The 15,218-nt window shown below is 74.2% G+C and carries 15 protein-coding genes; 4 read left to right on the plus strand and 11 right to left on the minus strand.

Annotated features, from left to right (window positions below):
• Positions 1-34: 34 nt before the first annotated feature.
• The gene (locus ACZ6NC_RS20660) at positions 35-709 is read left to right on the plus strand and encodes a hypothetical protein (RefSeq protein ID WP_465734737.1); all 675 of its coding nucleotides are present in this window, start codon (positions 35-37) and stop codon (positions 707-709) included.
• Between the two features lie 54 nt (positions 710-763).
• On the opposite strand, the gene ACZ6NC_RS20665 is transcribed toward ACZ6NC_RS20660, so the two are convergent.
• From ACZ6NC_RS20665 to ACZ6NC_RS20680, 4 genes are all read right to left on the minus strand, one after another.
• A complete protein-coding gene (locus tag ACZ6NC_RS20665) occupies positions 764-1,924 on the minus strand; it encodes an Mrp/NBP35 family ATP-binding protein (RefSeq protein ID WP_148643045.1) in 1,161 nt (386 codons plus the stop codon).
• 56 nt (positions 1,925-1,980) lie between these two features.
• Positions 1,981-2,595, minus strand: a complete 615-nt coding sequence (locus ACZ6NC_RS20670) for a DUF1003 domain-containing protein (RefSeq protein WP_465734771.1) — start codon at positions 2,593-2,595, stop codon at positions 1,981-1,983.
• Positions 2,596-2,632: 37 nt separating this feature from the next.
• Entirely contained in the window at positions 2,633-3,916 is a 1,284-nt protein-coding gene (locus ACZ6NC_RS20675) for a magnesium transporter MgtE N-terminal domain-containing protein (RefSeq protein ID WP_465734740.1), read from the minus strand.
• A 206-nt stretch (positions 3,917-4,122) separates the two neighbouring features.
• Entirely contained in the window at positions 4,123-4,671 is a 549-nt protein-coding gene (locus ACZ6NC_RS20680; protein ID WP_465734742.1) for a hypothetical protein, read from the minus strand.
• A gap of 124 nt (positions 4,672-4,795) precedes the next feature.
• On the opposite strand from ACZ6NC_RS20680, the gene ACZ6NC_RS20685 reads away from it, so the two are divergent.
• Positions 4,796-5,740, plus strand: coding sequence for a DMT family transporter (locus ACZ6NC_RS20685; RefSeq protein ID WP_465734744.1), 945 nt, complete (start codon positions 4,796-4,798; stop codon positions 5,738-5,740).
• 46 nt (positions 5,741-5,786) lie between these two features.
• Here the strand turns inward: ACZ6NC_RS20685 and corA are convergent, their stop codons facing one another.
• Positions 5,787-6,911, minus strand: coding sequence for a magnesium/cobalt transporter CorA (gene corA, locus ACZ6NC_RS20690; protein ID WP_465734746.1), 1,125 nt, complete (start codon positions 6,909-6,911; stop codon positions 5,787-5,789).
• A 459-nt stretch (positions 6,912-7,370) separates the two neighbouring features.
• Between corA and ACZ6NC_RS20695 the strand changes: the two genes are divergently transcribed.
• Positions 7,371-8,030, plus strand: coding sequence for a suppressor of fused domain protein (locus ACZ6NC_RS20695; RefSeq protein WP_465734748.1), 660 nt, complete (start codon positions 7,371-7,373; stop codon positions 8,028-8,030).
• 69 nt (positions 8,031-8,099) lie between these two features.
• Here ACZ6NC_RS20695 and ACZ6NC_RS20700 read toward each other — a convergent pair whose 3' ends face one another.
• From ACZ6NC_RS20700 to ACZ6NC_RS20720, 5 genes are all read right to left on the minus strand, one after another.
• Positions 8,100-8,960: a PHP domain-containing protein gene (locus tag ACZ6NC_RS20700; protein WP_465734750.1), complete on the minus strand. Its 861-nt coding sequence runs from the start codon at positions 8,958-8,960 to the stop codon at positions 8,100-8,102.
• A 61-nt stretch (positions 8,961-9,021) separates the two neighbouring features.
• Entirely contained in the window at positions 9,022-9,660 is a 639-nt protein-coding gene (locus ACZ6NC_RS20705; protein WP_465734752.1) for a DUF6758 family protein, read from the minus strand.
• Positions 9,661-9,974: 314 nt separating this feature from the next.
• Positions 9,975-10,121 (minus strand): hypothetical protein, encoded by a 147-nt coding sequence (locus ACZ6NC_RS20710; RefSeq protein ID WP_153882781.1) that lies wholly within the window; start codon positions 10,119-10,121, stop codon positions 9,975-9,977.
• A gap of 332 nt (positions 10,122-10,453) precedes the next feature.
• Positions 10,454-11,335, minus strand: a complete 882-nt coding sequence (locus ACZ6NC_RS20715) for an alpha/beta fold hydrolase (protein WP_465734754.1) — start codon at positions 11,333-11,335, stop codon at positions 10,454-10,456.
• Between the two features lie 154 nt (positions 11,336-11,489).
• Positions 11,490-13,217: a DEAD/DEAH box helicase gene (locus tag ACZ6NC_RS20720; RefSeq protein ID WP_465734773.1), complete on the minus strand. Its 1,728-nt coding sequence runs from the start codon at positions 13,215-13,217 to the stop codon at positions 11,490-11,492.
• Positions 13,218-13,945: 728 nt separating this feature from the next.
• On the opposite strand from ACZ6NC_RS20720, the gene ACZ6NC_RS20725 reads away from it, so the two are divergent.
• The gene (locus ACZ6NC_RS20725) at positions 13,946-14,674 is read left to right on the plus strand and encodes a ferritin-like fold-containing protein (RefSeq protein ID WP_465734756.1); all 729 of its coding nucleotides are present in this window, start codon (positions 13,946-13,948) and stop codon (positions 14,672-14,674) included.
• 34 nt (positions 14,675-14,708) lie between these two features.
• On the opposite strand, the gene ACZ6NC_RS20730 is transcribed toward ACZ6NC_RS20725, so the two are convergent.
• On the minus strand, positions 14,709-15,026 hold the full coding sequence (locus tag ACZ6NC_RS20730) for a hypothetical protein (protein ID WP_465734758.1): 318 nt from the start codon (positions 15,024-15,026) through the stop codon (positions 14,709-14,711).
• Positions 15,027-15,218 lie beyond the last annotated feature (192 nt).

A 15,218-nucleotide genomic window follows, 5' to 3' on the forward strand; every position in this document is an offset into this window, starting at 1 on the left:
CGGCAGGAATACGTGCGTTTGAGGAGGCCCGGGGATGGACGCGACGAGTCATGCGGTGGGGACGGCCACGGCCGGTGGCCGGGTGGTCGGCGGCCAGGCCGGCCCGGCGGACCCGCTGGTGCCCTACCTGTCGGCGGACTTCCCCTGGTACGGCCTGGACGACGGCTGGACCGGCCGCCGCTACCTGATGCAGGCCGGCGCCGGCGGCCCGCGCACCGGACCGGCCGGCAGCGTCGACTACGGCACGCTCGGCCACGGTGAGGAGCCGGCCCGCCAGTACGAGCCGCGCGACATGCGCAAGTTCGCGGTCGTGGTCACCGTCGCCCGCCGGGACAGCCGCCGCAGCGCCGACAACACCGGCACCCTGGAGGCGACCTCCGCCTCCTCCGCGGCCTGGCTGGCCGGCTCCGGCCTGCTCGCCTCGACCTGGCCGGGCCAGCTGGACCGCACCCTGCGCCAGGACTGGCTGGACCAGCAGTCCGCCCTCGCCTGGGACCTCGCCGACGACCTGGCCGGCCCCGGCTGGTCCACCCTCAGCCTCCCGGTGAACGGCCTGCCGCAACCCTTCCGCTACCGCGAGTCCGAGTACGGCTGGGTGCTCGCCGGCGAGGCCCCCGGCGTCCTGCTCGGCGCCTACGGCCGCGGCGTCAGCGCCTACGGCGCCGGCTTCTCCACCGTCCCCGACCTGACCGCCTACACCCGCCCGTAGCCCCGGACAGCACGAAGGGCCGGGCGCACGCGCCCGGCCCTTTCGAGATGTCCGTCAGAACTTGTTCTTCGGGGTGAGCCCCAGGGAGAGGCCGGAGAGGCCGCGCTGGCGGCCGCCGAGCTTGCCGGCGACGGCGCGCAGGGCGGCGCCGGCCGGGGAGTCGGGGGCGGCGAGCACGACCGGGCGGCCGTCGTCGCCGCCCTCGCGCAGGCGGACGTCGATCGGGATCGAGCCGAGCACCGGGACGGTGGCGCCGACGGTCCGGGTGAGCGCGTCGGCGACGGTCTGGCCGCCGCCGGTGCCGAACACGTCGATCATCTCGTCGCAGTGCGGGCACGGCATGCCGGACATGTTCTCGATCACGCCGACGATCTTCTGGTGGGTCTGCACCGCGATGGTGCCGGCCCGCTCGGCCACCTCGGCGGCGGCCATCTGCGGGGTGGTGACGATCAGGATCTCCGCGTTGGGGACCAGCTGCGCCACCGAGATCGCGATGTCGCCGGTGCCGGGCGGCAGGTCGAGCAGCAGGACGTCGAGGTCGCCCCAGTAGACGTCGGCCAGGAACTGCTGCAGCGCGCGGTGCAGCATCGGGCCGCGCCAGACCACGGGGGCGTTGCCCGGGGTGAACATGCCGATCGAGATGACCTTCACGCCGTTCGCCTGCGGCGGCATGATCATGTCCTGGACCTGGGTGGGCCGGCCCTCGACGCCCAGCATCCGGGGCACGCTGTGGCCGTAGATGTCGGCGTCCACCACGGCGACCTTGAGGCCGTCCGCGGCCATCGCGGCCGCCAGGTTCACCGTCACCGAGGACTTGCCGACGCCGCCCTTGCCGGAGGCGACGGCGTAGACGCGGGTCAGCGTGCCGGGCTTGGCGAACGGGATCTCCCGCTCGGGGGCCCCGCCGCGCAGCAGCTGGGAGAGCTCCTTGCGCTGCTCGTCGCTCATCACGTCGAGCTCCACCTCGACCCCGGTCACACCGGGGACCCTGCCGACCGCCTCGCGGACGCGGGTGACGATGGTGTCGCGCATCGGGCAGCCGGAGACCGTCAGGTAGACCGCGACGCGCACCGCGCCGCCCTCGGCGATCTCGACCGATTTCACCATGCCGATCTCGGTGATCGGGCGGTTGATCTCCGGGTCGTTGACGGTCGCCAGCGCCTGGCGTACGGACTCCTCCGTGACGCCGGCCGCGACCTCTGTCTCGTTGGCCATGCCTTGATGGTACGGCTCCGGGCGTACCGGTTAACCCGGCGGTAGCGTGCCGCCGGTCACAGCACGTCGGAGGTCTCCCGGCGCTCGTCGATCTCCTTGAGCAGGGACTGGAGTTCGGAGCGGATGCTCCCCAGCTCGGAGGCGATGAAGGCGCGGGTGGCGACCTCGCCGAGGCCCTGGCGCAGCGCGGCCACCTCGCGGGTCAGGTACTCGGTGTCGGCGATGTTGCGGTCGCTGCGGGCGCGGTCCTGCTCCATGTTGACGCGGTCCCGGTCGTCCTGGCGGTTCTGCGCGAGCAGGATCAGCGGCGCCGCGTACGAGGCCTGGAGCGAGAGCATCAGGGTGAGGAAGATGAACGGGTAGTCGTCGAAGTGGACCTGGTCCGGCAGCACGGTGTTCCAGCCCACCCAGAGGACCACCACGATCGTCATCCAGACGATGAACCGCCCCGTCCCGAGGAAGCGGGCGATCCGTTCGGAGAGCTTGCCGAAGGCCTCCGGGTCGTATGTCGGCAGGGTGATCAGGCCGGGGCGGGCGGTCCGCGGCTGGTCGAGCCGGGAGCGGGCGGGGCCGCCGGCCGAGGGTTCGCCGCGCCGGTCGCGGGCGCCCTCCCGGGCGCGCAGTTCGCGGAGTTCTCGCAGCTGGCGCAGTTGGCGCAGTTCGCCCTGCAGGCGCTGGCGGGGGCTGTCGTCCCGTCGGCCCTTGCGGTCAGCGTCCACCGGTCGCCTCTCTCTCGTCGGCCGGCCCGTGCAGGGCGGCCTCGCGCCAGTCCTCGGGCAGCAGGTGGTCGAGCACGTCGTCGACGGTCACCGCGCCGACCAGGTGGTCGGCCTCGTCGACCACGGGGGCGGCGACCATGTTGTACGTCGCCAGGTAGCTGGTGATCAGCGGCAGCGGGGTGTCCGGCGGCAGCGGGTCCAGGTCGTCGTCCACCAGCGAGCCGACCAGGGTGTACGGGGGCTCTCGGAGCAGTCGCTGGAAGTGCACGGTGCCCAGGTACTTGCCGGTCGGGGTCTCGTTCGGAGGGCGGCAGACGAAGACCTGCGCGGCCAGGGCCGGCTTGTTGTCGGAGACCCGCACCCGGGCGAGTGCCTCGGCCACGGTGGCGTCCGGTTCCAGCACGATGGGCTCGGTGGTCATCAGACCGCCGGCGGTGTTCTCCTCGTACTTCAGCAGGCGGCGGACCGGCTCGGCCTCGTCCGGCTCCATCAGCTGGAGCAGCCGTTCGGCCTCGTCGCCGGGCAGCTCGGAGAGCAGGTCGGCGGCGTCGTCCGGGTCCATCGCCTCCAGGACGTCGGCGGCGCGCTCGTCCTTCAGCTTGCCGATGATCTCGACCTGGTCGTCCTCGGGCAGCTCCTCCAGGACGTCGGCGAGCCGCTCGTCGTCCAGCGCGGCGGCCACCTCGGCGCGGCGCTTGGAGGAGAGGTGGTGCATGACGTTGGCGAGGTCGGCGGCGCGCAGCTGGTCGAAGGTGGCGAGCAGGTTGGCGGCGCCCTGGCCCTCCTCGGGGAGGGCGAAGCCGGTGACGTCCTTCCAGTCCACGGTGATCGTCTCGCCCTTGGCCTTGCGCAGCCGGCCGACCCGGCCGACCTGGACGAAGACCTTGCTGATCTCCCATTCGCGCAGGCGCGACTGCACCATCGCGACGTCCAGGACGGTGACCTCCTGGCCGGTCTTGCTCCAGGTGACGGTGCGGTCCAGCAGTTCGCCGAGGACGAGGGTCTCGGACGGACGCTGCTCGAAGCGGCGCATGTTGATGACGCCGGTGGTGAGCACCTGGCCGGACTCCAGGCTGGTGACCCTGGTCATCGGCAGGAAGATCCGGCGCCGGCCGATCACCTCGACCACCAGCCCGAGCACCCGGGGCGGGCGGCCGCCGAGGCGGAGCGAGACCACCACGTCGCGGACCCGGCCGACCTGGTCGCCGTTCGGGTCGAAGACGGCGACGCCGGAGAGGTGCGAGATGAAGACCCGGCTGCCTGCCCCTGCCATGGACTCCCTCGACTCGTTCGACCTGCTCGATGCCCGGAACGGGCGCGGGGGAGCGCCCCGCGGCCAAGGCTACCCGGGCACCCCGGGCCCGGCCCGGCGAGGCACGGCAAGCGTGCGGGGCACGTGACCTGCGGGGGAGCCGGCCCGCGGCCGCACGGGAGGTCGGCCCGGCCGGCTTCCTGCTCCGGGGGCCGGGGAGGTGCGGCTCAGCCCTTGCGGCGCTTGAGGAGCAGCTTGGGCAGCCCGGCCGGGATGGGCATCCGGGTCGTGGCGGGGGTGGGCATCGGGGCGGCGGCGTGCGAGGAGTCCGGCATGGCGCCGGGGTGCTCGGTCAGCCCGGCGGCCGGCTCCAGCCGCAGTACCCGGCACTCGCGGGCCCAGCGGTCGGTGATGGTGTCGGTGTCGGGCGCGTTCAGCCGCTTGCCCTTGAGCTCCTCGACGGCGCCGAGCCAGGCCTCGCTGCCCGGCGTCAGCTCGGTGACCCGGGCCGGCCAGCCGGTCAGCCGGCCGCCCTTGTCCTTGCTGCGAACGGTGACCACCGCGCCGACCCCGGAGGCGAGCCCGTGCAGCGGCTGCTCGCCGCCGTCGCCGACCACGACCACCGCGCCGTCGTGCCAGGCGTGCCAGAGCGCCCGGCTGTGCTCCTGGCCCTCGGCGCGCACCCAGAGCAGGCCGGACTTCTTCGCGGCCTCCTCCAGCAGGGCCCGGTCGAGGAAGTCGTCGGCGGTCGCGGCTGCGGCAGGCGTACGGTCCATGGCGCACAGCGTAAGCCCTGGGCGTCCACGAGATGTCTCACCCGTCGGGCGACAGTGCCATGACTGCCCCACGGGCCTTACCTTAGGAGCCGCCCACACCCTCACGACGAGCCAGAGGAGCGCCGTGCCCGCCGCCCGGCCCGAGACCGCCGCCCCCGCCGAATCCGGCCGCACCGCCACCGCGGCCGACCAGGCGCCCTCGCATCCGCTCCCCAAGCTCGACCTGCTGCTGCTCGCCGTCTCCGTCTCCGGCATCTCGCTCTCCGGGCCGCTGATCAGCGCCACCGCCGCCCCCGCCCTGGCGATCGCGTTCTGGCGCAACGTCATGTCGGTCGGCGTGCTCGGCCCGTACGCGCTGATGCGGCACCGCGCCGAGCTGCGCGGGATCGGCCGGCGGGCGCTGCTGCTGGCGGTGGCGGCCGGTGCGCTGCTCGCGGTGCACTTCGCACTCTGGATGCCGAGCCTGCGGATGACCTCGGTGGCCTCGGCGACCGCGCTGGTGACCACCACCCCGCTCTGGACCATCCTGCTGATGCGGCTGTTCGGGGTGCGGGCGCCCCGGCTGGTCTGGATCGGCATGTCGGTGGCCTTCGCCGGCGTGCTGGTGCTCACCGGCGTCGACATGGCGCTGTCGCCCCGCGCCATGCTCGGCGACGCGCTGGCGCTCGGTGCCGGCCTCGCGGCGGCCGGGTACATGCTGCTGGGCGCCGAGGTCCGCAGGACCGTCAGCACCACCGCGTACACCCTGGTCTGCTACGCCACCACGGCGGTGGTGCTGCTGGTGATCTGCCTGGCCGCGGGGACGCCGATGAGCGGCTGGCCGGCCGGGGCCTGGTGGCAGATCGTGCTGCTGATGGTCACCGCCCAGCTGCTCGGCCACTCGCTGAGCAACCGGGTGGTGCGCACCCTGGGCCCGTCCGTCACCTCCACCGCGATCCTGCTGGAGACCCCGGGGGCCGCGCTGATCGCCGCGCTCTGGCTCGGCCAGTGGCCCCCGGTGGCCGCCTACCCGGCGGTGGTGCTGATCCTGCTCGGCCTGGTCCTGGTCGCCCGCGGGGGCCGCAAGTAGCGCTCCGGCGGGCCCGAGTGGGGCCGTGGCGGCCCCGCGCGGGGCTCTACAGCCAGCCGTTGCGGCGGAAGCCGCGGTACATGCCGATGCAGATCAGCACGACGCTGCCGAGCACCATCGGGTACCCGTACTTGTGGTGCAGCTCCGGCATGTAGTCGAAGTTCATGCCGTAGACGCCGGTGATCATGGTGGGCACGGCGAAGATCGCCGCCCAGGCGGTGATCTTGCGCATGTCCTCGTTCTGCGCCACCGAGACCTGCGCCAGGTTGGCCTGGAGCAGCGAGTTGAGCAGCTCGTCGAAGCCGTGCACCTGCTCGGTGACCCGGGCGAGGTGGTCGGCGACGTCCCGGAAGTACTTCTGGATGTCCGGGTCGACCAGTCGCTGCAACGGCTCGGAGAGCTGCTGCATGGGCCGCAGCAGCGGCGTCACCGCCCGCTTGAACTCCAGTACTTCGCGCTTGAGCTGGTAGACCCGGCCGACGTCGGTGCCCCGGCCGCCCTTGTTGGAGAAGACGTCGAACTCGATCTCGTCCACGTCGGTCTGCAGCCGGTCGGCGACCAGCAGGTAGTTGTCCACCACCTGGTCGGCGATCGCGTGCAGGACCGCGGACGGGCCCTTGGCGAGCAGCCCGGAGCCGTCCGCGTCGGCCTCCAGCCGGTGCCGCAGCTCCTGCAGCGAGCTGTGCCCGCCGTGCCGGACGGTGATCACGAAGTCCCGCCCGGCGAAGACCATCAGCTCGCCGGTCTCGACCACCTCGCTGGTCGGGGTGAGCTGGTCGTGCTCGACGTAGCGGATCGTCTTGAAGACGGCGAACAGCACGTCGTCGTACCGCTCGACCTTGGGCCGCTGGTGCGCGTGGACGGCGTCCTCGACCGCCAGCGGGTGCAGGCCGAAGCGCTGGGCGATGCCCTCGAACTCGGCCTCGGTCGGCTCGTGCAGTCCGATCCAGCTGAACGATCCTGCACCGTCCGGTACTTGCTGCGAGGCCTTGACGAGGCGAGCCGCCTCGCGCGGGCTGCAGGTCTCGCCCTGCCGCCGGCCCTGCTGGTAGACGGCGCAGTCCACCACCGCCGAGGTGGAGGCACCCGGGTGGATCGAGTCGAACAGGCCGGCCGCCGAGCGGCGGCGGTTGGTGCGGACGGCGGCGCGCAGGCTGTTGATCATCGACATGGCAGGCTCCCTGGGGCAGGAGCCGCCGCACGGCGGCACGGTGAGAAGAGTGGCCGTGGTGCGACGGCGAAGGAACACCGGTGGAAGGGCGCCTGCGGTCGGTCCTCGGCCTTGCTGGGGCACGCGCTGGAACGACCGGACGCCGGTGAGGGTGCTCTCCCGGGCCGGCCCGACACTGCCTCGGTCGTCTCGACGGACGCGGCGGGCCCAGCTACTGCTGGGGCTGTTTCAGCCTGCGTGACGAGGGGTACGGGGAAGGCGTCCGGGCCGGGTAGAGCTGCCGGTACTGCATGGTCGGCTGGTATCCACCGCAACCACCTCCTTCACGCCGCTGCCCCGGAGGAGGTAAGCATCCCCGGTGGCCAGTCGCTCACACTAACATCTGACCGGCCATTGCCGCTTCGGCGTTCCCGTGACGCTCGTGACAACCGGGCGGGTGCCCCGGGTTACGCTCACGGCATGGCGCACGACTTCCCGCTCTTCGGCGACCCCTCCTCGGCCTCCGGCGGCAGTTCCCACGACCCCTCCGGACTCTCCCGGGAGGCGGTGCTGGCCGCCGTCGAGGCCCGGCTGCTGACCACCTTCGGCGAACCGAGCGGCCGTGCCGCGGTCACCTTCCTCGGCGCGGACCGGATCGAGGTGCTGCGCTTCGGCCCGGACGCCGAGGGACTGGTCCGCTACGCCACGCTCGGGATGGCCGCCGCACCGATGGCCGACCCGACCGCGACGGTCGCCGACCAGGTCCGCGGCCCGCGCGCCGAACTGGTCCTGACGGTCCGTGGGGGGCGCGACAGCGTGCTCCGCACCCTGGCCACCTTCGCCGCGACGCCGCAGGTGGAGGGCCTGGTGGTGGCCCCCGGAGGCTCGCTGGACCTCGGGTCCCCGCTCTGGGACGGCGCACCGTTCACCTCGGTGATGGCCGCCGAGCCGGGCGGCCTGGTGCCCGATCTGGAGCTGGACGAGCCGGCCGACCCGGTCCGCTTCCTGCCGCTGCTGCCGATGACGCCCAACGAGGCCGGCTGGAAGCGCGTGCACGGCGCGGCCGCGCTGGAGGAGCGCTGGCTCCAGCACGGCACCGACCTGCGCGACCCCGACCGCCGTGCGGTACCGCTGGACTGACGCCGGCTCAGGCCGGGATCTGCGAGCCTCCGGACGCTCCCGCACCCCGGCGTGCGCGCCGGGGAGGTCCTACCCCCCGATCGGCTTCGCGCCGGTGGCCTGCGCCACCAGCGCCTCGTAGACGGCGGGATCGGTGGTGTGCTCACCGAGCCGGACGGTCTTGCGGCTGCCGTGGTAGTCGCTGGACCCGGTGGTCAGCAGGCCGAGCTCGGCGGCCAGCCCGCGCAGGTGCTCCCGGGCCGGCTCGTCGTGGTCGATGTGGTCGACCTCCAGCGCGGCCAGCCCGGCCGCCGCGAGGTCCGCGATCACCTGGTCGGAGACGGTCCGCCCGCGCTTGACCGCGCCCGGGTGCGCGAAGACCGGCACCCCGCCGGCCGCCCGGACCAGCCGGACCGCCTCGGCCGGGTCGGTCTCGTGCTTGCGGACGTCCGCCCGCCCGCCGTTGGCCAGCCACTCGGGCGTGAACGCGTCCGAGACGGTGGCCACCACGCCTGCCTCGACCAACGCGCTGGCGATGTGCGGCCGGCCCACCGAACCGGCGCCCGCGATCCGCTCGACCTGCTCCCAGCTGATGTCCGCGCCCAGCGTGCGGCACCGCTCGACGATCGCCCGCCCGCGCCGGAACCGGTCGGTGCGCACCAGCTCGCGCTCCTGCGCGAACTCCGGCTCGGCCGGGTCGAACAGGTAGGCCAGCAGGTGCATGCTGATGCCGTCCACGACGCAGGACAGCTCGGCCCCCGGGACGAGGGTCAGCCGGGTGCCGGCCGGCAGGGCGTGCACCGCCTCGGCGGCCTCGGCGTGGCCCCCCACCGTGTCGTGGTCGGTCAGCGCCACCACGTCCAGACCCGCGGCGACCGCCGCCGCGACCAGCTCGGCCGGGCTGTCGGTGCCGTCGGAGGCGTTGCTGTGGGCGTGCAGGTCGATGCGCACGGGGTCGGCTCCTGGGGTGGGCGGCGGGGTGCGGCCCAGGATAGTGCGGCCCCCGTGAGGCTCAGCCGAGCAGGCGGGGGGAGAGGGCCCCGCAGGGGAGCAGGTCCAGCTCGGCGCCGGCCTCACGCAGGTCGGTGAGGACCAGCTCGTCGTACATCACCAGCGCCGACTGCTCGGGCCAGGCCACCGCCCAGAGCCAGAGCCCGCGGGCCTCGCCGACGAAGACCGCGCGGTCGGCCGGCGCGTCCGGGACGTGGAACATCGGGGTGGGCCGCCCGGCCGCCATCAGCTTGGCGTCGGCGGGCTTGTAGAGGGCGACGGACTCGCCCGGGTCCGGGCCGGTCAGCCCCGCGTACCGGGCGCCGAGCCCGACGCCCAGCTCCTCGGCGACCAGCACCAGCTCCCCGAAGCCGCCGAGCGGCGCCGGGCCGGAGCAGGCGACGGCGGTGGCCCGGGCGCCCGAGACGTCGTCGCCGACGTGCGCGATGCCCGTGTAGAGCCAGCCGACCGGGAGCGGCCAGGGCAGCCAGACGGGGACCTGTGAACGGGCGACGGCGACGTCGAGCGCTTCCACGCTCGGGGGCAGCACCGGCTGCATCGGGTGCACGTCCCCGTGCCGGTCACACTGCCAGGTGTCTGAGAACAGACCGGGGGCGCGGACCCGACCGGCGCACCTCGGGCAGCTTGGCTCGCCCCTCATAGCCGACAACGCTCCTCCCTCCGGACCGCCGCGTCAAGGACGATCACCCGTACGGAGGGCGCGGCGGCACCTGTCGGTGGCGGGCGTCCGTCCGGCGCGGGGTGGGCGCGGTGCGGGCGGCTCCCGGTAGGGAATGTCCAGCGGCGGGCGGCGGCAAACGTCGGCCCGACGGCGGGGGAGGCCCGGACGCACTGACGCCCCGTCATCGGCGATCGCGGCGACGGGGCGTCAGTCGGGTATCGGAACGTCGGGATCGGACGTTCCCGGGTCTTCGGCGGCGGGTGAGGGCTCCCGGTCGGAGGCGCCGCGCTGGGTCAGACGGTCGGGCACGGACGGATGAGCAGGCGCTCGCCGGTGCGGGCGGCGGCCTGGACGAACTCGCGGACGGTCTCGGCGTCGGCGATCAGTCGGTCGGTGGCGGTGCCGTTGGCGTCGTCCAGTCGGAGGATCTCGAAACGCATGGGCGTCTCCTTTCCTGGCCCCGCGGTGCGGGGCGGTCGTGGCTGAGTCGGTATCAGCCCTTTCGGGGTCTGTCGTGTCGAACGGTCGACGGTCTGCTGCGGCAAAAGGGCTCCCCCCTGCTTGCCCAGGACCTCTGGTCCCGCGTGAACCACTCTGTCGTGGTGCTGCTACCGGGTCGTTGCCCGTCCGTAAAGTCCTGGTTTCGGCTGATTCGCGCCGACGTCGACGTCGATGTCGACGATTCCCGGACAGAATCAAATATTACCGTAACTAACGAATTTTGTCCCGCGCTGACGGCGGCCGGGCCGGGGTGGAGCCCCCGGAACCGCCGCTAGGAACGGCTCCAGAAGCCGGTCAGCGCCTCGGCGGTGGCGGCCGGCTGCTCGGCGTTGGGGGAGTGGCCGGCGTCCTCGACCACCACCCGGCCGGCACCCAGTCGTTCGGCCATCTTCGTCTGCTCCGGGACCGGCCAGGCGTAGTCCCGGACGCCGGAGAGCACCAGCGTCGGCAGACCGCCGGCGGCCGCGGCCAGCTCGTCCACCCGGTCGGGCGCGTCGACCAGGTGGCTGCCGGTGGTCACGAGCGCCTGCGGCACATTGGCCACCCAGCGGCGGTGCAGGAACTCGGCGACCTCGGGGGTCCGGTGGCGGGCCGGGTCGCCCGAGCCCTCCTCCATCTGCTGGAGCACCTGCCAGATCTCCTCCAGGCTCATCGTCGGCAGCACCGAGATCAGCAGCTTGGTGCGCTCCGCCTCGCCCGGCTCGATCGCCCCCGGCCCGGTGGACATCAGGGTCAGCGAACGCCAGGGCAGCGGGCCGTCGGCGGCGGCCGCCAGGACAGCCTCCCGGACCACCTGGCCGCCGAAGGAGTGGCCCAGCAGGTGCAGCGGAGCCCCGTCGGCGGCCAGCGCGGCGGAGAGCGCCCGGACGTCCGCGCCCAGCGCGTCCACGGTGTAGGCGGCCGGGTCGTCAGGGCCGCCGGTCTCGAACTGGCCGCGCTGGTCGACCGCGGTCACCCGGTAGCCGGCCGCCGCGAGCGGCTCCAGCAGGGCGATGAAGTCCTCCTTGCTGCCGGTGAACCCGGGCACCAGCAGCGCCGACCCGCGTACCGCGCCCGCCGGTTCGGCCCGCAGGGCGGCGAACTCCCCGCGGGCGGTCGCCACCCGCAGCGCACGCGCACAACGGGGGAGGGTGAGGAACGGCGGCGTGCTCATGGGCGGATCTCCTGGATCTCCTGCGGCTCTCCTGCGACCCGGCCGGAGTGACCGGCCGGTAACCCCTGAGCCTATGGCGTCAAACGCCGGAGGGGACGGCCCCGCCCCGACACGCGGGACCGGGCCGCCCCCTCCGGGCGGTGCCTCGGGTGTGTCAGCTCTCCGGCGTCGCCTCGGCGGCCTCGGCGGCCGGGCGGCGGCTCCGGGTCCGGCGGCGCGGGGCCGGGGCCTCGGCCGGGGCGTCCGCGGCGGCCTCGGGCGCCGCAGCGCCCTCGGCGGCCGGCTCGGCCTTCGCCTTGGCCCGGCTGCGGGTGCGGCGGGCCGGCTTCTCCTCCGTGGCGGTCTCGGCGACCGCGGCCGGAGCCTCGGCCACCGCGGCGACCGCGCCCTCGCCTGCGGCGGCGCTGCGCGGACGGCGACGGCGGCGGCGCGGCGCTGCGGCCTCGCCCTCGGCACCCTCGATGGCGGGAGCCGCCGGGGTTGCCGGCGCGTCGACCACGGCGGCGCCCTCGACGGGCACGCCCGTCACCGCGTCGGCCGCGACCTCGCTGCCGGCACGGGTGCGGCGGCGCTCACGGGTCCGGCGGGCCGGCTTCTCCTCGGGGGTCTCGACGGCGGCGGCGGGCTTGCCGGAGCCGCCCTTCGCGGCGGCCCGGCCACGGCCGCCGGCCGAACGCGAACCGCGCCCGCCGGTCTCGCCGAGGTCCTCGACCTCCTCCGCGCCGAGCCCGGCCCGGGTCCGCTCCGACCGCGGCAGGACACCGGTGGTGCCCTTGGCGATCTTCAGCAGCTCGTACAGGTGCGGCGAGGTGGAGTAGGTCTCCTCCGGCTCGTTGAACTTGAGGTCCAGCGCCTTGTTGATCAGCTGCCAGCGCGGGATGTCGTCCCAGTCGACCAGCGTGACGGCGGTGCCGGAGGCGCCGGCCCGGCCGGTGCGGCCGATCCGGTGCAGGTAGGTCTTCTCGTCCTCGGGGCACTGGTAGTTGATGACGTGCGTGACGCCCTCGACATCGATGCCGCGGGCCGCGACGTCGGTGCAGACCAGCACGTCGACCTTGCCGCTGCGGAAGGCCCGCAGCGCCTGCTCGCGGGCGCCCTGGCCGAGGTCGCCGTGGACCGCGCCGGCCGCGAAGCCGCGCTGGGTGAGCTGGTCGGAGACGTCGGCGGCGGTGCGCTTGGTCCGGCAGAAGATCATCGCGAGGCCGCGGCCGTCGGACTGCAGGATGCGCGAGACCATCTCCACCTTGTCGAGCGAGTGCGCCCGGAAGATGTGCTGGGTGGTGTTGGCCACGGTGTGGCCGGTGTCGTCCGGCGCGGCGGCCCGGATGTGGGTCGGCTGGCTCATGTACCGGCGGGCGAGGCTGATGACCTGGCCCGGCATGGTCGCCGAGAACAGCAGGGTCTGCCGCTTGGCGGGCAGCATGGTGATGATCTTCTCGACGTCGGGCAGGAAGCCCAGGTCGAGCATCTCGTCGGCCTCGTCGAGGACCAGTGCGCGGACCTTCGACAGGTCCAGCTTGCGCTGCCCCGCGAGGTCGAGCAGGCGACCCGGGGTGCCGACGATGATGTCGACGCCCTTCTTGAGCGCCTCGACCTGCGGCTCGTAGGCGCGGCCGCCGTAGATCGCGAGCACGCGGACGTCGCGGACCTTGCCGGCCGTCTGCAGGTCGTTGGTGACCTGGGTGCACAGCTCACGGGTCGGGACGACGATCAGGGCCTGCGGGCCGTCGGAGAGCTGGTCCTCGGTGGCCCGGCCGGCGTCGATGTCGGCGCGGACGACGACGCGCTCGATCAGCGGGAGGCCGAAACCGAGGGTCTTGCCGGTGCCGGTCTTGGCCTGGCCGATGACGTCGTGGCCGGTCAGCGCGACCGGGAGGGTCATCTCCTGGATGGGGAAGGGGTGGATGATGCCGACGGCCTCCAGGGCCTCGGCGGTCTCCGGGAGGATCCCCAGGTCCCGGAAAGTGGTCTTGGCGGGTTCAGCGGTGGTGGACAGGGTGCTGCCTCTTCCGTGTGGTGGGGCCGAGAGCGAGAGAGCGGCGGGCAGCCGCGCGGCTGCGTACGGGCCAGGGGCCCTGATGACAGCTGCGCGGACGCACAACCGCGCCGGTCCCTGCGGCCGGCCGGTGCGCGCGGCCCGGTGAAGGGGCGCGTCTCCGGCGGCGTCGGGGAGGATTTCCCGTGAGGGACCTGCGCGGGACCTTGCGCCGGGCGGCGCGGTCCGCGGCGGCCCTCGCTCGGCCACTGATGCGGTGCCAAGGCTTGAAGTCCAAGCCATGGTCGGAGCCGATCGGCTCTCCGACCGGGCATCCGCGTACGTGAGGACCCGGCTTCCGGTACGGACACGTCCTAGGGACGGTCCCGCTACGGAGCGGGCTTGCCCGGCGCACCGAGACGGCGGTGACACCGTGCGAGCACTACGGGTCTCCCTACCACCATACCGTGACGCGACCACTCGAACACGTGACGCGCATGACATCGCTGCTCGGAGGGCCTGCGGGGCGGTGGGCGGCCTGCTCGCCGGGTGCGCGGCGGCGGGGCCCGGGGCCGGGGCGGCGGGTGCCGGACCATGCGTGTGCGGGAGGGCGGGCGGGACTAAGGTGGCCGGTCATGGAGACCCATGGTGAGACGCAGGACGACGGGGCCGGTTCGATCGGGGACTGGGCGAGCTGCTCGGCCGACCCCGGCTACCGGGCGGCCGTGCTGGACCTGCTCGGCGCCCTCGCGTACGGCGAGCTGAGCGCCTTCGAGCGGCTCGCCGAGGACGCCAAGCTCGCGCCGGACCTCGCCGACAAGGCCGCGCTGGCCCGGATGGCCTCCGCCGAGTTCCAGCACTACCAGCGGCTGCACGACCGGCTCGCCGAGGTGGGCGCCGACCCGCAGGAGGCGATGCGGCCGTTCGTCGAGCCGCTGGAGCTCTTCCACCGGATGACCGCGCCCTCGGACTGGCTGGAGGGCCTGGTCAAGGCCTACGTGGGCGACGCGATCGCCACCGACTTCTACCGCGAGGTGGCCGTCCGCCTGGACGACGACACCCGCGACCTGGTCCTCGGCGTGATGTCGGACACCGGGCACGCCCAGTTCGCCGTCGACAAGGTGCGGCAGGCCATCGAGGCCGACCCTCGCGCCGGCGGCCGGCTGGCGCTCTGGGGCCGGCGGCTGATGGGCGAGGCGCTGAGCCAGGCCCAGCGGGTGGTCGCGGAGCGGGACGCGCTCTCCAACCTGCTGGTCGGCGGCATGCACGTGCAGGGCTTCGACCTGGTCGAGGTCGGCAAGATGTTCAACCGGATCACCGAGGCGCACACCAAGCGGATGGCCGCGCTGGGCCTCGCCTCGTAAGGCGGGTCCGCGGCCGTCGGCCCAGCCGGGGCCGTCAGGCGGGGCGGTGCCGGCGGTGGGCGCCGGCCCGGTGCGGGTGGTGCCGGTGGGCGGGCTGGCGCCCGGCGGCGAGGTCGGGCCGGGCCAGCACCGAGGTGAGCAGGGCCGAGGCGACCGCCGAGACCGCGATGCTGACCGCCGGGAACCCGCCGTCCAGCGTGAAGTGCGCGATCACACCGGCGAGCAGCGCCGAGACCAGCGCCGTCCCCATCGTCAGCCCCCGCCCGGCCGGGAAGTACGCGGGCAGTGAAAGCAGCGCGGCGGCGCCGACGATCAGGCCGACGAGGGCGAAGGCGAGCGTCTCGACCAGCAAGGGTGCCTCCCCGGGGTGCGGGTGTGCGGCGTTCGGTCGGCCGCACTGACGCCGTACCCCGGTCCTCCCGGCCGTACACGCAGTGCCGTGGAACGCAGCGGGGGGGGGGGGGGGGGGGGGGGGGGGGGGGGGGGGGGGGGGGGGGGGGGGGGGGGGGGGGGGGGGGGGGGGGGGGGGGGGGGGGGGGGGGGG

The sequence above is a fragment of the Kitasatospora sp. NPDC041988 genome, assembly GCF_055588525.1.